General features: G+C 65.1%; 20 protein-coding genes and 2 pseudogenes. 5 read left to right on the forward strand and 17 right to left on the reverse strand.

The genetic code is table 11. The features are described 5' to 3' along the window. The first annotated feature begins 347 nt into the window (after nt 1–347). The 3 genes from DB708_RS06560 to DB708_RS06570 are packed head-to-tail and all read left to right on the forward strand — an operon-like array spanning nt 348 to nt 3,163. Entirely contained in the window at nt 348–1,313 is a 966-nt protein-coding gene (locus DB708_RS06560) for a class I SAM-dependent methyltransferase (protein WP_108921171.1), read from the forward strand. Next, complete coding sequence (locus DB708_RS06565) at nt 1,314–2,228, forward strand: class I SAM-dependent methyltransferase (protein ID WP_108921134.1); 915 nt, start codon at nt 1,314–1,316, stop codon at nt 2,226–2,228. It begins immediately after the preceding gene. 20 nt (nt 2,229–2,248) lie between these two features. Next, nucleotides 2,249–3,163 carry a class I SAM-dependent methyltransferase gene (locus tag DB708_RS06570; protein WP_108921135.1) on the forward strand — a complete coding sequence of 305 codons (915 nt, stop codon included), beginning with the start codon at nt 2,249–2,251 and terminating at the stop codon, nt 3,161–3,163. A gap of 3 nt (nt 3,164–3,166) precedes the next feature. On the opposite strand, the gene sppA is transcribed toward DB708_RS06570, so the two are convergent. After that, on the reverse strand, nt 3,167–4,969 hold the full coding sequence (gene sppA / locus DB708_RS06575) for a signal peptide peptidase SppA (RefSeq protein WP_108921136.1): 1,803 nt from the start codon (nt 4,967–4,969) through the stop codon (nt 3,167–3,169). A gap of 39 nt (nt 4,970–5,008) precedes the next feature. On the opposite strand from sppA, the gene DB708_RS06580 reads away from it, so the two are divergent. After that, nucleotides 5,009–5,935, forward strand: a complete 927-nt coding sequence (locus tag DB708_RS06580) for an LLM class flavin-dependent oxidoreductase (RefSeq protein ID WP_108921137.1) — start codon at nt 5,009–5,011, stop codon at nt 5,933–5,935. 61 nt (nt 5,936–5,996) lie between these two features. Here the strand turns inward: DB708_RS06580 and rplO are convergent, their stop codons facing one another. From rplO to DB708_RS06645, 13 genes are all read right to left on the reverse strand, one after another. After that, entirely contained in the window at nt 5,997–6,440 is a 444-nt protein-coding gene (gene rplO / locus DB708_RS06585) for a 50S ribosomal protein L15 (RefSeq protein ID WP_108921138.1), read from the reverse strand. Beyond that, nucleotides 6,437–6,619 carry a 50S ribosomal protein L30 gene (gene rpmD, locus DB708_RS06590; RefSeq protein WP_108921139.1) on the reverse strand — a complete coding sequence of 61 codons (183 nt, stop codon included), beginning with the start codon at nt 6,617–6,619 and terminating at the stop codon, nt 6,437–6,439. The genes rplO and rpmD overlap by 4 nt, the downstream gene beginning before the upstream one ends. Beyond that, nucleotides 6,616–7,293 carry a 30S ribosomal protein S5 gene (rpsE, locus tag DB708_RS06595; protein WP_108921140.1) on the reverse strand — a complete coding sequence of 226 codons (678 nt, stop codon included), beginning with the start codon at nt 7,291–7,293 and terminating at the stop codon, nt 6,616–6,618. Before rpsE ends, rpmD begins: the two co-directional genes overlap by 4 nt. A 22-nt stretch (nt 7,294–7,315) precedes the next feature. Further along, entirely contained in the window at nt 7,316–7,684 is a 369-nt protein-coding gene (gene rplR, locus DB708_RS06600) for a 50S ribosomal protein L18 (RefSeq protein WP_165839753.1), read from the reverse strand. Between the two features lie 38 nt (nt 7,685–7,722). Beyond that, nucleotides 7,723–8,262: a 50S ribosomal protein L6 gene (rplF, locus tag DB708_RS06605; protein WP_108921142.1), complete on the reverse strand. Its 540-nt coding sequence runs from the start codon at nt 8,260–8,262 to the stop codon at nt 7,723–7,725. A gap of 10 nt (nt 8,263–8,272) precedes the next feature. After that, nucleotides 8,273–8,671, reverse strand: coding sequence for a 30S ribosomal protein S8 (rpsH, locus tag DB708_RS06610; RefSeq protein ID WP_108921143.1), 399 nt, complete (start codon nt 8,669–8,671; stop codon nt 8,273–8,275). A gap of 85 nt (nt 8,672–8,756) precedes the next feature. Continuing rightward, nucleotides 8,757–8,942 carry a type Z 30S ribosomal protein S14 gene (locus DB708_RS06615; protein ID WP_108921144.1) on the reverse strand — a complete coding sequence of 62 codons (186 nt, stop codon included), beginning with the start codon at nt 8,940–8,942 and terminating at the stop codon, nt 8,757–8,759. Between the two features lie 4 nt (nt 8,943–8,946). Continuing rightward, a complete protein-coding gene (rplE, locus tag DB708_RS06620; protein ID WP_108921145.1) occupies nt 8,947–9,510 on the reverse strand; it encodes a 50S ribosomal protein L5 in 564 nt (187 codons plus the stop codon). Further along, nucleotides 9,510–9,827, reverse strand: coding sequence for a 50S ribosomal protein L24 (gene rplX, locus DB708_RS06625; RefSeq protein ID WP_108921146.1), 318 nt, complete (start codon nt 9,825–9,827; stop codon nt 9,510–9,512). Before rplX ends, rplE begins: the two co-directional genes overlap by 1 nt. Continuing rightward, complete coding sequence (rplN, locus tag DB708_RS06630; RefSeq protein ID WP_067122526.1) at nt 9,828–10,196, reverse strand: 50S ribosomal protein L14; 369 nt, start codon at nt 10,194–10,196, stop codon at nt 9,828–9,830. Between the two features lie 252 nt (nt 10,197–10,448). Continuing rightward, nucleotides 10,449–11,402: a DUF4436 domain-containing protein gene (locus tag DB708_RS06635; protein WP_108921147.1), complete on the reverse strand. Its 954-nt coding sequence runs from the start codon at nt 11,400–11,402 to the stop codon at nt 10,449–10,451. 135 nt (nt 11,403–11,537) lie between these two features. Further along, nucleotides 11,538–12,437 (reverse strand): formylglycine-generating enzyme family protein, encoded by a 900-nt coding sequence (locus tag DB708_RS06640; RefSeq protein WP_108921172.1) that lies wholly within the window; start codon nt 12,435–12,437, stop codon nt 11,538–11,540. A gap of 43 nt (nt 12,438–12,480) precedes the next feature. Then, a complete protein-coding gene (locus tag DB708_RS06645; RefSeq protein ID WP_108921148.1) occupies nt 12,481–13,380 on the reverse strand; it encodes a DUF4436 domain-containing protein in 900 nt (299 codons plus the stop codon). Between the two features lie 484 nt (nt 13,381–13,864). Here DB708_RS06645 and pstS point away from each other — a divergent pair, with 484 nt between their 5' ends. Next, nucleotides 13,865–14,992 (forward strand): phosphate ABC transporter substrate-binding protein PstS, encoded by a 1,128-nt coding sequence (gene pstS, locus DB708_RS06650; RefSeq protein WP_108921149.1) that lies wholly within the window; start codon nt 13,865–13,867, stop codon nt 14,990–14,992. Between the two features lie 13 nt (nt 14,993–15,005). Here pstS and DB708_RS06655 read toward each other — a convergent pair. The 3 genes and pseudogenes from DB708_RS06655 to DB708_RS06665 form a co-directional block, all read right to left on the reverse strand. After that, nucleotides 15,006–15,931: pseudogene (locus tag DB708_RS06655) on the reverse strand (DUF4436 domain-containing protein). A gap of 86 nt (nt 15,932–16,017) precedes the next feature. Continuing rightward, nucleotides 16,018–16,542 carry a hypothetical protein gene (locus DB708_RS06660; protein ID WP_235616657.1) on the reverse strand — a complete coding sequence of 175 codons (525 nt, stop codon included), beginning with the start codon at nt 16,540–16,542 and terminating at the stop codon, nt 16,018–16,020. A 172-nt stretch (nt 16,543–16,714) separates the two neighbouring features. Then, nucleotides 16,715–16,982, reverse strand: a pseudogene (locus DB708_RS06665) (arylsulfatase); the annotation flags it as partial.

Genomic DNA, 16,982 nt, shown 5'->3' on the forward strand with positions numbered 1-16,982 from the left:
CGCATTGCAATGCCCGGGTTGGTCTCGCCGTCGGTGAAGCTCCAGCGCACGCTGCAATCGCCGCTTTCACACGCGGGACACGTCGGCGACCACCTCTTGACCCATCATCCGCGGAAAAGCGCAGAAGCCGCCCATCGCGTTGTTGGCGTCGCGCGGCCAATGGCCTGGCCAGAGCGGCTCCCAGCCCGGCGGAAGCGCCCGTGATAAGCACCCGTTTCCCGGCCGCCACCTACGCCATCCGTCAAGGTTGCCCCCAATCGGGGGAAGCGTACAGTGGTGAGAGCTTGTTATATTGGCTAAGTATTAACGAAGGCACGCTAAATAGATCCGATTAGGGGGACCCTCATATGACTTCCACCAGCTCCACCAGATACGAGGGCGACACCTGGGATCTGGCATCCAGCGTCGGGGTGACCGCCACCATGGTCGCGGCCGCCCGCGCGATCGCATCCCGAACCGATCGCCCGCTGATCAACGATCCATTCGCCGAACCGCTGGTCAAAGCCGTCGGCGTGGACCTGCTCTCCCGTCTTGCCAGCGGCGAACTGGACCCTGCCGAGCTCAATGACGTCCACGACGGCACATCGGGCTCGGCCGGGGCGATGTCACGCATGGCCGACAACATGGCGGTGCGGACCGAGTTCTTCGACGAGTTCTTCACCGACGCGACGAACGCCGGCATCAAACAGGCAGTGATCCTGGCGTCCGGGCTCGACTCTCGCGCCTACCGGTTGGCATGGCCCGCGGGCACCGTGGTCTACGAAGTCGACCAGCCGCAGGTCATCGAATTCAAGACCCGAGCCCTGTCCGACCTGGGTGCCGCACCGACCGCCGACCGACGCGTGGTGGCCATCGATCTGCGCGACGACTGGCCCACCGCACTGCGCGCCGCCGGCTTCGACCCGACCCAGCCCGCGGCATTCAGCGCCGAGGGGCTGCTCGGCTACCTGCCGCCAGAAGCCCAGGACCGTCTGCTGGACACCATCACCGCCCTGTCCGCGCCGGGCAGCCGGCTGGCCACCGAGAGCGCGCCCAATCCCGAGCCCGGCGAAGAGGACAAGCTCAGGGAGCGCATGCAGGCCATCACCGAACGCTGGCGTGCACACGGCTTCGATCTCGACATGGCGGGGCTGATCTACCTCGGCGACCGCAACGAGGCGGTTGGATATCTGGCCGATCGCGGGTGGCGCCTGGCCAGCAGCAGCATCCGGGAGTTGTTCGCGGACAACGGACTTGACCCGTTCGAGGATGACGACATACGGATGGGCGAGATGCTCTACACCAGCGGCACCCTGGACAAGAAAGCGAAATAGATGGCCGCCGAGACAGGACGCACCGAAGGCGACAGCTGGGACCTGGCCAACAGCGTGGGAGCGACGGCCACCATGGTCGCCGCATCCCGCGCCGTGGCATCACAGGGACCCAATCCGCTGCTTGACGACCCACTGGCCGATCCGCTTGTCCGGGCCGTCGGGCTGGACCCCTTCATCCGCATCATCGACGGGGAGATCGACCTCGAGGACGACGCGCTGCTGAACCGCACGGCCCGGACACATCAGATCGCCGTGCGGACCAGGTTTTTCGACGAGTTCTTCACCGGCGCGACGAAGACGGGCATCAAGCAGGCGGTGATCCTGGCATCCGGCCTGGACACCCGGGCATACCGATTGCCATGGCCGGCGGGCACCGTGGTCTACGAGATCGACCAGCCGCAGGTCATTGCCTTCAAAACCGACACGCTGGCCGGCATCGGCGCCGCTCCGACCGCCGACCGCCGCACGATCAGCATCGACCTGCGGGACGACTGGCCCGCGGCGTTGCGGGAGGCCGGTTTTGACGTCACCGCGCCCACCGCGTGGAGTGCCGAAGGGCTGCTGCCCTATCTGCCGCCCGAGGCTCAGGACCGGCTGTTCGACAACGTCACCGCGCTGTCCGCGCCGGGCAGCCGGCTGGCCACCGAACACGTCCCGGACCCCAACGCTTTCTCCGACGAGCGTTTGCAGCGCATCAGCGAGCGGTGGCAGAGCTTCGGGTTCAACCTCAACGCCGCCGACCTGTTCTACCGCGGCGAGCGCAACATCGTGGTCGACTACCTGAGAACCCACAACTGGGAAGTCGCCGCCCACTCCGCCAAGGAGCTATACGCACGCAACGGGTTCGAGTTCCCTGAGAACGAACTGACCGAAGCCTTCGGCGACATAAGCTATGTCGCCGCGACGCTCAAATAGGGCTTGGCTAGGGTCGTCACATGCCTCGCGCGCACGACGATAATTGGGATCTGGCGTCCAGCGTGGGCGCGACCGCAACGATGGTCGCGACCGGACGCGCCATGGCGACGAAGGACCCCCGCGGTTTGATCAACGACCCGTTCGCCGAACCACTGGTGCGCGCGGTCGGGGTGGATTTCTTCACCAAGATGATGGACGGCGAACTCGACCTCTCGACCATCGAAAACGCCACGCCGATCCGCATGCGGGAGATGATCGACGGAATGGCGGTGCGCACCAAGTATTTCGACGACTATTTCCACAGCGCCACCGCCGGCGGGGTGCGCCAGGTCGTGATCCTGGCGTCCGGATTGGACTCACGCGCCTACCGGTTGCCGTGGCCCGTCGAGACGGTGGTGTACGAAATCGACCAGCCGCAGGTAATCGATTTCAAGACAACCACTTTGGCCGGTATCGGGGCCCAACCCACCGCCACCCGGCGCACCATCCCGATCGACCTGCGCCAGGACTGGCCGGCGGCCCTGCAGTCCGCCGAATTCGACACCGGCACGCCGACCGCCTGGTTGGCCGAAGGTCTGCTGATCTACCTGCCACCGAAAGCTCAAGACGGGTTGTTCGACAACATCACCGCACTATCCGCACCGGGCAGCACGATCGCCACCGAATTCGTGCCGGGCATAGTGGATTTCGACGCCGACCGGGTGCGGGAGATGTCGGGCTCCTTCAAGGATTACGGCGTCGACATCGATATGGCATCGCTGGTCTACGCCGGGCAACGCAACCACGTCGTCGACTATCTTCACACCAAGGGCTGGACCGTCGAGGGCATCACGCGCACCGAACTGTTCAAGCAGCACAACATGGATGTCCCACCGCCGGAAAACGACGACCCACTCGGCGAGATCATCTTCATCAGCGGCCGGCTCACCGGCTAACGATTAGAAGCGCGACTCCCCCAGCCACAACACACTGGCACCGCTGACCGCCTGCTCGAGGTTTTGCACGATCGCAGCAACCGAACGGCCGAGCAGTGCGCCCAGCGCATCCGGCAGCGACGCGGCGGCCGGTTGCGAGGACGCCCGTGGGCGCACCAGCGCAAGCAACGATGATCCCGGATAGCTGGCGACCCGGACTTCGGCGTCCTCGTCCAAGCCGGCCAGGACTTTGGCCCGGCGCACCGCGGTCCGAAAGCCCCCGAGCTCGTCGACCAGGCCACGCTCGAGAGCGTCGGCACCGGTCCACACCCTTCCCTGCGCAACGGCGTCCACGGCTTCGGTACTCAGGTTGCGGCCTTGCGCCACCCGCTGCACGAAGTCGGCGTAGATCAAGTCCGCCTCGGCCTCACGATCGGCGCGCTGCTGCGCCGTGAACGGCACATCGTTCGACCACGCGTCGGCATTGGCGTTGGTGCACACCACATCTGACACGACCCCGAAGCGTTCCTTGAGATCCCGGAACACCAGCTTCCCGGTGATCACACCGATCGAGCCGGTGATAGTCGCCGGGTTGGCGACGATCACGTCGGCGGCGATCGCGGCATAGTAACCGCCGGAGGCGGCCACCGAGCCCATCGATGCCACCACGGGCTTGCCGCGTTCGCGGGCCCGCGCCACCTCGCGCCAGATGGTCTCCGACGCCGTGACCGAGCCGCCAGGGCTGTCGATCCGCAGCACGATCGCCGACACCGACTCGTCGGCCGCCGCCTCCCGCAGGGCCGCCGCGATCGTGTCACCGCCGACGCTCGAATTGCCGAACGGCAGGAACTGGGGTCCGCCGCGCCCGCTGACAATCGGGCCCTGCAGGGTGACCACCGCGAAGGTGGGCTTGGAGCGGCGACCGGGAATCGGCGGCGCCGACGGCACCAGCCGCGATCGGGCCGCCGCGGCGTAGCGCGTCAAATTGAGTCGCGGCGCAAGCTTTTCCGGGTCGGCCTCGCCGTCGCCATCGTCTACCGAAACACCTTCCACACCAATCAATTCCGCGATCCGGGTGTGGGCTTGGTCCCGAAAGCCGATGCGGTCGACCAGGCCGGCGGCCACGGCATCGTCACGCAGCAGCGGAGCCCGGTCGGCCAGCGCGTCGAGCGCAGCGGAATCGATGTTGCGCGATCCCGCGATCGCGTGCCACACCTGGTCTTGCAGGCTTTCCAACATCCGGGTGACGGCTTCGCGATGGGCTTCGGTGAAGCCCTCTTCGGTGAAAGTGTTTGCCGCGGACTTGTACTCGCCTCTGGCGACGAACTCGGCGTCGATTCCCGCCTTGTCCAGCGCGGTGCGCAAGAAGGTCGCGTTGCTCGCGAAGCCGATCAGCCCGACGCTTCCTGAGGGCTGCATCCAGACCTCGCTGAACGCCGAAGCCAGGTAGTAGGACAGCGTGCCCGGATCGGTCTCGGCCCAGGCTAGTGACGGCTTGACCGCGCTGAACGCCGCGATCGCCTCGCGCAGCTCCTGAACGGCCGCCGGCGGCGAGGCCGCGAGCTGCACGCGAGCGATCAGCCCGGCGACCCTGGGGTCCTCGGCGGCGCGGTGGATCGCGGCAACGGCCTCGCGCAGGCGCATCGGTCGCTCCGCCCCGGTGACCAGCGCCATCGGGTCGAAGCCCGCGGTCTCGGGCGGCACCGACCGCAGGTTGAATTCGAGCACGCAGCCGTTGGGCACACCGTGGTGGCGGACCGTATCGACGCGGCCGGCCAGGGCACGCACGTCGTCGACACCGGGCACCGAAGGCAGAAAGGCGAACATGCTCTGCAGCGTACCGATTGACGGCCGTAGGGTGAGGTCGTGAGGTTCTCGATCGCTATCCCGCAATTCGACTACGGCGACTTCGACGCGGCCGGGCTGCGCTCCTACGTGGAGCGCGCCGAGGAACTCGGATTCGAAGGAATCTGGACGCTCGAGCAGACCATCGGCCGGGCGCCACTGCTGGCGCCGTTGGAGCTGCTTTCTTTTTGCGCGGCGTACACGAAGCGACTGCGGCTGGGAGTGGCCGTACTGGTGACCTCGCAGCACGAGCCACTTCAGTTGGCCTCGGCGGTAACGACGGTCGACCGAATCAGCCGCGGCCGGCTCGACATCGGTGTCGCACCGGGCCGAGGCGGCCCCACGCTCGCCGCATTCGGCGTCGAAAAGGACACCTTCATCTCGTATTTCACCGAGGGCCTGAAACTGATGAAGACGGCCTGGTCCGACGAACCGACCCTGAGCTTTCACGGCCGGTTCCGCCACTTCGACGACCTCCCGTTTGCGCCCAAGCCGGTGCAGCGCCCACACCCGCCGATCTGGTTCGGCGGCATGGCCCCCAAGGCCCTGGCCCGCGCGGTGCGCCTCGGTGACGCCTTCATGGGCGCCGGCGCGTCGGGCACCGAAGCCTTCGCCGGAGCCGTCCCGATCGTCCGCCGCGAACTCGCCGAGCAGGGAAAGGACCCGGCACACTTCCCGATCGGCAAACGGGTCTACTTGATGATCGACGACGACGCGGCCCGCGCTCGCGAGCGGGTGCTCGACGGGCTGGGCCGGCTCTACGGCGAGATGCCCGGCATCGAATCGTTTCCGGTGTCGGGCACACCCGACGACGTCGCCCGCGGCCTCAAAGAGGTGATCGACGCCGGCGCCGAGATCCTGCTGCTCAATCCCCTCGGCCTCGACGTTGCGGAGAACCGTGAGCAGATGGAACGCCTTGCCGCGGAAGTGATCCCACAGCTGGGTTAGCTCAGTTGCCAGCGCCGAAGGGCGTCCCGCGCTGATGGGCGCGGGGGCCCGAGGCGAAAGGCTAGGAGAGCTCGGTGGCCGAGCCGCCCGCGGCGGTGATCTTCTCGCGGGCGCTGCCGCTGAACTTGTGCGCGGACACGTCGACCTTGACGGTCAAATCGCCGTCGCCGAGGACCTTCACCAGCGAGTTCTTGCGAACCGCGCCCTTGGCGACCAGCTCGGCGACGCCGATGGCACCGCCCTCGGGGAACAGCCGGCCGATGTCACCGACGTTGACGATCTCGTATTCGGTGCGGAACCGGTTCTTGAATCCCTTGAGCTTGGGCAGCCGCATGTGGATCGGCATCTGGCCACCTTCAAAGGTGGCCGGCACGTTCTTGCGCGCCTTGGTGCCCTTGGTACCACGGCCGGCAGTCTTACCCTTGGAGCCCTCACCGCGACCGACGCGGGTGCGCGCCGTCTTCGACCCGGGGGCCGGCTTCAGGTCGTGCAACTTGATGGTCATTTGGTCTCCTCCACCTCAACCAGGTGGCTCACCACCGCGATCAATCCGCGGGTCTGAGGGTTGTCCTCACGGACCACCGATTGGCGAATCTTTCGCAGCCCCAGGGTGCGCAGGGACTCGCGCTGCTTCCAGCGCGACCCAATCGTGCCGCGCACCTGGGTGATCTTCAGCTGGCTCATTGCTGTGCCGTTCCCTCTCGCGCGGCACTAGCGGCCAGCGCTTCACTTTCCCGTCGCGCCTTGAGCATCCCGGCGGGGGCGACATCCTCGATCGGCAGACCGCGACGCGCGGCCACCTCCTCCGGACGCTGCAGCAGCTTGAGCGCGGCAACGGTGGCGTGCACCACGTTGATCGCGTTGTCACTTCCCAGCGACTTGGCCAGAATGTCGTGCACCCCAGCGCATTCCAGCACCGCTCGTGCCGCGCCACCGGCGATCACACCGGTACCCGGGCTGGCCGGGCGCAGCAGCACCACACCAGCGGCCGCCTCACCCTGCACCGGGTGCGTGATGGTGCCGCCGATCAGCGGGACCCGGAAGAAGCCCTTGCGCGCCTCTTCCACACCCTTGGCGATCGCGGCCGGAACTTCCTTGGCCTTGCCGTAGCCGACACCGACCATGCCGGCGCCGTCACCCACGATGACCAGAGCGGTGAAGCTGAAGCGCCGACCACCCTTGACCACCTTGGAAACACGGTTGATGGCGACGACCCGTTCCAGGTAGTTGCTCTTGTCGCCGTCCCGATCGCGGCCTCGGCCGCCACCACCGCCATCGCGCCGACCCCGACCGTCGCGGGAGTCGCGGCCGTCACGGCTGTTCGGGGCGCCTTGCCCCCCAGCGGACTGCTCCGCCATTATGCGGTCCTTCCAGTTGTCATCAGAATTTCAATCCGTTCTCGCGGGCGGCGTCGGCCAGCGCCGCGATCCGTCCGCCGTAGCTGTATCCGCCACGGTCGAACACCACGTTGTCGATGCCGGCAGCCTTGGCACGCTCGGCGATCAGTTGGCCGACCCGCACGCTGCGGGATTTCTTGTCCCCGTCCACTCCACGCACGTCGGACTCGATGGACGACGCGGCAGCCACCGTGGTGCCGTTCTCGTCGTTGACCAGTTGCACGTGAATATGGCGTGCGGACCGGTTCACCACCAGCCGCGGACGCTGCTGGGTGCCCTCGATCTTCTTGCGCAACCGGGCGTGCCGGCGCAGCCGGGAAACCCGGCGAGTTGCGGAAATGCTCTGCCCCACCGGCTTCCGCTCGGTAGTAGCTTGTTTCTGCGCCATGACTACTTACCTGTCTTTCCGACCTTGCGGCGGACCTGCTCACCCTCGTAGCGCACGCCCTTGCCCTTGTACGGGTCGGGGCGACGCAGGCGGCGGATGTTCGCCGAGATCTGGCCGACCTTCTGCTTGTCAATGCCGGTGACGCTGAACTTCGTCGGCGTCTCGACCGCGAACGTGATGCCCTCGGGCGCCTCGATCAACACGGGGTGGCTGTAGCCCAGAGCGAATTCGAGGTTGGAGCCCTTGAGCTGCACCCGGTAGCCGACGCCGAAGATCTCCATCTTCGTGGTGTAGCCCTGCGTGACGCCGGTGACCAGGTTGGACACCAGGGTGCGCGAAAGCCCATGCAGCGAACGGTTTTCCCGCTCGTCGTCCGGACGGTTGACCACAATGGCACCGTCTTCGCTGCGTATCACCGTGATCGGCTCGGCGACGGTCATGTCCAGGGAACCCTTGGGGCCCTTGACCGAGACCTTCTGGCCGTCGATCGTTACATCGACTCCGGCGGGAACCGGAATCGGCTTCTTACCAATGCGCGACATGGTTACCCCCTCACCACACGTACGCGAGGACTTCGCCGCCCACGCCCTGTCTGGCGGCCTGACGGTCAGTCAGCAGGCCCGAGGATGTCGAGATGATCGCGACGCCCAGCCCGCCCAGCACGCGTGGCAGGCCGGTGGACTTCGCGTACACCCGCAGACCGGGCTTGGAGACCCGGCGCAGCCCCGCGATGCTGCGCTCCCGGCTGGGCCCGTACTTGAGCTGCACTACCAGCGATTTGCCGACCCGAGCATCTTCGGTCCGGAAATCAGTGATGTACCCCTCGCTCTTGAGGATCTGGGCGATGTTCGCCTTGATCTTCGAATGAGGCAGGGTCACCTCGTCGTGGTATGCCGAATTGGCGTTGCGCAGACGTGTCAAAAAGTCTGCGATCGGATCCGTCATTGTCATGACAGCGTTGGTACCTTCCTCGCGATGGTTCCCGTTAGGGGCCTGTCGCGCACCTGTTCTGGGGTGGTCTTTCGTCCTGTGCCTGTTACCAGCTGCTCTTTTGCACGCCGGGCAACTCGCCCGCGTGCGCCATTTCGCGCAGGCAGATCCTGCACAGCCCGAACTTGCGGAAGACCGCGCGCGGGCGACCGCACCTGTTGCAGCGCGTGTAGCCGCGCACCGCGAATTTCGGTTTGGCGTTGGCCTTGTTAACGAGTGCCTTCTTAGCCATCTACTCAGTTCTCCTTGAACGGAAAGCCGAGGGCCCGCAGCAGCGCTCGTCCTTCGTCGTCATTCGTCGCCGAGGTGACGACGTTGATGTCCATGCCGCGGACCCGGTCGATCTGGTCCACGTCGATCTCGTGGAACACCGACTGCTCGGCCAGACCGAAGGTGTAGTTACCGACACCGTCGAACTGCTTGGGCGAAAGCCCGCGGAAGTCACGAATACGCGGCAACGCAATGGAAGTGAGCCGGTCGAGGAATTCCCACATCCGGTCGCCCCGCAGGGTGACCCGGGCACCGATCGGCATGCCCTCGCGCAACTTGAACTGCGCGATGGACTTGCGGGCCTTGCGGATTTCGGGCCGCTGGCCAGTGATCAGCGCGAGGTCGCTGACCGCGCCGTTGATCAATTTGGCATCCCGGGCTGCGTCGCCCACGCCCATGTTCACCACAACCTTGGTGACGGTCGGGATCTGCATGACGTTGCCATAGCCGAATTCCTTGTGCAGCGCATCGCGAATTTCGCTGCGGTAGCGCTCTTTCAGGCGCGGCTGCACTTTCTCTGCAGTGGTCATCAGATGTCCTTGCCGTTGCGCTTGGAGATACGGACGCGCTTACCTGTCTCCTCGTCGACCCGGTAACCGACGCGGGTCGGCTTACCGTCGGAGTCGACCACCATCACGTTGGAGATGGCGATCGGTGCTTCCTGAGTGACGATTCCGCCCGACTGGGCTCCGCGCTGGTTGGTCGAAACCGCGGTGTGCTTCTTGATCGCGTTGACACCCTGGACCAGCACCCGGTTGCGCTCCGGGTAAACCTTCAGCACTTTGCCTTTAGCGCCCTTGTCCTTGCCCGCGATCACCAGGACGGTGTCGTCCTTTTTGACCTTCATCTACAAAACCTCCGGGGCCAGCGAGATGATCTTCATGAATCGCTTCTCGCGCAATTCACGCCCGACGGGCCCGAAGATGCGGGTTCCGCGTGGGTCGTTATCGGGCTTGATGATTACCGCAGCGTTCTCGTCGAACTTGATGTAACTGCCGTCGGCACGCCGACGCTCCTTGACGGTGCGCACGACGACGGCCTTGACGACGTCACCACGCTTGACGTTGCCGCCGGGGATTGCGTCCTTGACGGTGGCGACGATGACATCACCGATGCCGGCGTAGCGTCGCGACGAGCCACCGAGCACCCGGATGCACAAGATCTCCTTGGCGCCCGTGTTGTCGGCGACCTTCAGCCGCGATTCCTGCTGAATCACTCGATCTCCTGACTGAGTTCACGTGTGCACGACAGGAAACACCACAAACCTGACATGCGCGGTCTTTGTTACTGAAGGGCACGCAGAGCCTGTGACGCTTGCACGCACCGGCCGAGGTCTGCCCAAGGCAACCCCTAGAGTTTAGGTGAAGACCTGCTCAGCGCCAAATTCCGGCCGAAGCCAATCCCGGCCGCCCCGAACCGGGGCACCGGCGTACCGCCACCTACAGCGCCGACGCCGTGACCAGCGCAATCAGTCCCCTTGCCGGACCCAAGAGAAGATGTAGAGGCTCATCGCCACCACCAAGGCGATCAGCACCCATTGCACGACGGCCTGGTCAATCCAGGACCCCGGTGGCGGCGATCCGGGCAGGATGTTGCGCAGCGGGACGATCGCGAACAGCATCGCGGCGTACCAGGTGCCGAACGGCGGCACGAATTTTCTCTTGCCCATCGCCATCGGGATGGCCACCAGCAGCGCCAGGGTCGGCAGGGTGATCAGCACGATGCAGATGAACATGTCGAAGACCAACGGCCCCTTGGCCCGCTTCATGGTGATCACCAGCTGCGCGTCGTCGAGACCGCGCGAGTTCACGTCACTGGTTTCATCGACGCGGTTGACGTCGACGTCCCAGCCATCCAGCCCGCCGGTTACTTCGACACGGGCCGGTATTTTCTTGCGATCATCGCCGGAGCCGATGAAGGTGTCCGCCGAGATCTTTTCGGTCCTGTACGTGTCGAACGGCCAGTTGGCAGGATCACCGTGGGCCTCGATGGTGGTCTCGACCTGCGCCGGCGCCTTCCCTTTCGGGAATTGCAGATCGCCCAGGTCGTTTGTCGGATACAGGCGCACCGCGACGTCGGTGTTCAGCACGTCGAATCGCTTGTCGTACAACGAATCCGGGGGATAAACCAGCACATCGACCTTGAGCCGATTCGCGGTGGTTTTGAAATCGTCGAGGCGCAACTGCACGATCGTGTCATTGCCCCCTCCCTGGCTCAGGTCCAGCGGCGGCAGCGGGCCGGCCGATCGCTGCAGGTAGTGCACACCGAACAGCGAAAAGCCGTAGGCACCGATGACTATCGCCAGAATGAACGCGCCGAGCGAGATGCGCGGCCGGTGCCGGCCGAGATAGCCGAACAGGCCCGCTGATTTTCGCTGATCCGGCTGTGGGGGCGCCGGAGCCTGCGGAGTTTCGGTGGTCATTGATCCCGGCCAGCAACTCGCCGGCGAAGTCTGACATTCAGGGGCGACACGGGCAGATGGTAGCGAACATCCGGGGTCACCGCGCAGCGAAATCGCATGCCAGAACGGGTTTTGTCATCTGCGCGTTAGCCGCCGTTAACGTGCGGCGCCCGGTTCACGATCGGCCACGCAGCGAAACCCGATATGGGTGGTGGCGGTGTCCTGCGATTGCGGCGAACGGGCCGCCGGACGGTAGCGGTGGCAGTACTCCGGCGCGCACAGATGCGAACCGCCCTTCAACGTCTGGCTGACCGCCGGATCTGCGGGTCCCGCCGGCGCGCAACAGGCTTTCGGCGGCTGATCGAGGCGATGGTGTGCGGAAAACTCCGTGTCGGTCCACTCCCACACATTGCCGATCATGTCGTGCAGCCCAAACGCGTTGGGCGCAAACTCGCCCACCGGCGACGTTCCCACCCAGCCGAGCGCGCCGTCGTTGCGGTACGGGAAGCTGCCCTGCCAGGTGTTGGCCATCAGCTGCCCGTCGGGATTGCATTCGTCGCCCCAGGCATAGGTCGTCGTGCTCCCACCGCGGGCCGCGTACTCCCACTCGGCTTCGGTGGGCAGCCGGCGCCCGGCCCAGCGCGCGTAGGCGGCGGCGTCCGGATACGCGACCTGCACGACCGGATGATCGGCCCGGTCCGCGACACCGCTGTCCGGTCCGAACGGATGGCGCCAACTCGCCCCCGGCATCCAGTCCCACCACTGCCGCCAGTCCCGCAGGTCTACCGGGCCCGGCGTGGGTCGGAAGACCATCGCGCCCGCAGCTAGCTCGCCGGGATCGGCGCCAGGGTACAGCGCCGGGTCGATCTCCTGCTCCGCGATCGTGACATAGCCTGTGGCGTCGATGAATTCGGCAAATTGCACATTGGTCACGGGGTGCCGCTCCACTGCGAACGGGCTCACGGTCACGGTGTGGACCGGCGCCTCTTCGGGGTAGAAGCTCGTCGAGCCCATACGGAAGGTACCGCCGGGGAGGTCGACCAACTCGGTGAGCACCACCTCAGGGTAGGCGGCGCCCGCCCACGTCATGCCCCGCGCGCTACTCCGATTGCCGATACCACGTCAGCATGTACATGCCCATCGCCCCGACGAGCGCGATCAGCACCCAGATCACCAAGGCTTGGTCGATCCACGCACCCGGCGGTGGAGCCCCGGGAAGGAAGTTGCGTATCGGGATGACGGCGAACAGCATCGCGGCGAACCAGGTCACGAACGGCGGCACGAACTTCCGCTTGCCCAACGCGATTTGGATGGCCACTGCGAATGCCAAGGCCGGCAGGCTGAAAAGAACCAGGCAGATTCCCAGGTCGAAGATCAGCGGGCCCTTCGCGCGGTGCAACGTGATGATCGCGCTGTCGGGGCGCTCCGAGTCTTGGCTGGCTTCACCCACGTGCTCGACGCTGACGTCCCAGCCGTCCAGCGCACCGGTCACTTCCACTCGCGCCGGAACGTATTGACGGGCATCGCCGGTCCCGACGAGCACCTCGGCCGAAAGGGTGTCGGTGGTATAGGCGTCGAAAGGCCAGTTATTCGGATCGCCATGTGCCTCGACCGTGGTGGCAACCTGCGCCGGCGACTTTCCGGCCGGGTATTGCAGGTCGCCCAGATCGTTCGCCGGATCCATTCGTACGGCGGTGTCGGTCTTGAGAACGTCGAGCCGTTTGTCGAACATCGAATCCTGCGGGATCACAAGAACCTTCACCGTGAGGCGGTTGGCGACGGTCTTGAGCTCCTCGAGCCGGACCAGCACCACGGTGTCGTCGGTCGCATTGAGGTCCGGCGCCTTGATCGGGGCGCCCGATCTGGCCAACAGGTGGAAGCCGAACAACGACAGACCGTACACCGCGAGGAACGCCACCAGAATGCCCACACTGAGCAGCAAGTGGCGTTTCTGCTTGGGTGGCGGAGCGGCGTGCGTTGGCGGGGATTGGGCGGTCATCGGTCACCTCCGCGGGGGACGATTGGCAACAGATTCAACATCGCCGGGCCATTACAGCTAACCGAAGGCGACACAAAGTCAGATGGTAATCAACTCGTGCCGATCATGGGTGAAATGCGATTTTTCGCAAACTGCCATAGGCCGCCGGTACCCGCGGTCGGCGGCGCAATCGTCAATTCACCTGATATTTGTTTGCGCGTCGCTTCGATAACTGTAAATGTCGACGTGTGTCGAAAGCGGGGTGGAGATGCACCCCGAAACCGGGCTCGCCGCCGACGCCGGGCGCCGTCGTGGTCATCCAGGCCACGCGTACCAACCCGCCCGATATCTATGCTGCCGGAGACTGAGTGCACATCTGCCAGCCCCCGATCCGATTTATGCGGTCATCCCAGGTCACCGCTGCCGTGCAGCACACCGCGTCGCGAGACGTCGGTGACAGCCCACGGCTGTTTCACCATCTGCCGATACAGAGGAGGCAATCAACGTGAAGCACAACAAACCGGCTGCCGCCATAAGCGTGCTGACCGCGGCCGCATTGGTGCTCTCGGGATGCGGCAAGCCTCACACATCCCTGTCCTACGCCAATGGATCGAGGGTGGACTGCGGCGGTAAACAAGAGATCACCGCCAGCGGTTCGACCGCACAGGCAAATGCGGTGAAGCAATTCATCGACGCGTTTACGAAGGCCTGCAACGGGCAAAACCTCTCCTACACCGCAAATGCTTCGGGCGCGGGAGTCGCCGACTTCCTGGCGGGTAGGACCGATTTCGCCGGGTCCGACTTGCCGCTGTCCGGTGACCAGTACGCGGTTGCCAAGCAGCGTTGCGGCGGGGCTGACGCCTGGAACCTGCCCGTGGTGTTCGGCCCGATCGGTATCACTTACAACCTCAACGCTATTGACTCGCTGGTGCTCGACGCGCCCACGCTCGCCCGGATCTTCAATGGCAGCATCACGCGCTGGGACGATCCGGCCATCACCGCGCTCAACGCCTCGATGCCGCCGGAGAATATCCACGTCGTCTACCGCGCCGACCCATCCGGCACCACCGCCCACTTCCAGGCCTACCTGCAGGCCGCGTCCGGCGGAGCCTGGGACAAGGGCACCGGCAAGATATTCAACGGGGGCGTCGGCAGCGGCGCCCATGGCAATATCGGCACTTCGGCGGAGGTGAAGAACACCGAGGGCGCGATCTCCTACAACGAGTTGTCGTTCGCTATGCAGGAGGGACTGTTCGCCGCCCAGATTAAAACCCCGGCGAGCCGGAAGTCGTTGCGCCCGGTACGCATCGGCACCGACAGCGTCGGTAAAACCATCACCAACGCCAAGATCATCGGCAAGGGTAACGACCTCGTGTTGGACACCACGTCCTTCTATAACCCCACTCAGCCGGACGTCTACCCGATCGTGATGGTCACCTACGAGATCGTCTGCTCGAAGTACCCCAACACCGACGAGGGCCAGGCGGTCAAGGCGTTCCTGCAGGCGGCCGTCGGCCCCGGCCAGGCCGACCTCGACAAAAACGGCTACATCCCGCTGCCGGCCGATTTCCAGTCACGAGTCTTCAGCGCAGTCGACGCCATTACCTCTGCGCCGATAGCGAATTCGGGCTGAGGCTTTTCGAGTTCTAGGTTTGTTTCGGCGTCTTTCGATCTCGGTGCCTCCACCAGGCGGAAACGAATATCGTCATCGCGACGACCAGGCCTATCAACACCCACAGCACGACGGCCTGGTCGATCCAGGATCCGTACGGTGGATTGCCGGGCAGGATGTTGCGCAGCGGAACGATGGCGAACAGCATCGCGCCATACCAGGTGATAAACGGCGGGATGAACGATGTCCTACCCAAAGCCATCGGAATGGCCACCCACAACGCCAAGATCGGCAGGGCAATGAGCACCAGGCACACACCGACATCGAAAATCAGCGGGCCCTTAGCCCGGTGCAGCGTGATGATCACGTTGTCCATGACATTGGGATCCGCCTCGTCACGGTCGTGAATTCGGGTGACACTGGCGTCCCAACCGTCCAGCCTTCCGGTCACTTCCACACGGGCTGGCGCCTTTTCGCGGCTCGGACCGGTTCCGGTGAACACGTCGGCGGCGATGACATCCGTTTTGTAGGAGTCGAACGGCCAGTTACCCGGATCGCCACGCGCCTCGATGGTGGTGGTGACTTGCGCCGGCGCTTTACCTACCGGGTACTGCAGGTCGCCTAGGTCGTTGTCGGGATACAGTCGCACGGCGGCGTCGGTGGTCAGTACCCCGAAGTTCTTGTCGTACAGCGAATCTTTCGGGTAGACAAGCACATTGACCGTCAGGCGATTCGCCACGGTTTCAGCTCGCTCAGGTTCACCTGCACGACACTGTCCTCGGCCTCGACCTTGCTGAAATCCACAGCAGCAAGCGGCGGTGCCGATTTGGCCAACAGATGCACCGCAATCAGGGACAAGACGTAGACACTGATGAGCGCTACAAGAATCCCGAAAGCGATCGCGATTTGGCGTCCCCGCGAATCGGGCCTCGACGGTGGCAAAGGGGTCTCAACGGTCATACAACATCACCACCACGAATTCGACGAGCAATTTGACGCCTTCCCGGCAGGCACGGGGTCAGATGCTAGCAGTCGGGCGCTGCATTTCAGGGGATAACGACGGCAAATTGCTGCATCACCGTGGATTTCGCCGCGCTGAAACCGGGCGCAGCCGCGGGCCCCTCCAGATGGATGACGACGAGAAATGCCTTGGTATTCGTCCAGATGTGGGTAATGCGGTCGGCGAAGGCGATCCCACCGGCTCCTGCCAGGCTGCCGCTGAGCAACTGGCTGCTGTAGCCGCAGAACTGAGCGGCGTCCACGCTGACTTGGACGCCCAGCTTGGCGGTGCGCAGGTCGGCACCGTAGTGCAAGAACGCCCCACCAGGCTCGAGGTCGGTTCCGGTGATGGTCACCTTCGCCGACAAACCTTGCGGCCCACTCGCGGTCAGCGCCACATCACCGGTGCCCGCCGCCGAGTCCCAGCCCGGGGGTAACGGCACAGTGAGCCGAGGCGCCACCGGATCCGAAACCGAAGCCGAAGCCATCAGGCCGTCGCCGGTCGCCACAGGCAAGCATACCAGGGCATTGGGCGGAATGTGTTCGGGCAGTGTGGTCTCGACGCCGGGCACGGGCTCTGCAGGATCGGATCGGCGTGGCGACTTATACGTCGTCACCGAGGTGGTGGCGCTGGCTCGAACGGCGTTGCCCCCCGTGGTTCTGCCACACCCTGTGACGATGCATGCCAGCACACAGATCACCCCCGCCACGGCAAGCGCGCCAGGCGTCGCTCGCAGGCAGCGTTCAGTCTCGCGAGAATGCCAGTGCAAGTTCTCTTTCCACGTCCTGATAGGGCCGCCCGGACAAGTCGATAGTGACCGCAGCGATGGTGCCGCCGGTGAAGGTGAATGGGGCTGTGTAGTGGCTGGATACTGCCGATCCGCCGTTTCGGCCGACGGTGATGCCGGCACCGGCCAGCCCGAACGTACCCGGGTGGGTGACGACGCCCGCGAGCGTGCCGACCACCTCGTCGTCGATGAACAGGGTGACGTCGCCCAGCGGCGTGTGGCTG

It is taken from the genome of Mycobacterium montefiorense, from assembly GCF_003112775.1.
In the GTDB taxonomy this organism is placed as follows: Bacteria; Actinomycetota; Actinomycetes; order Mycobacteriales; family Mycobacteriaceae; genus Mycobacterium; species Mycobacterium montefiorense.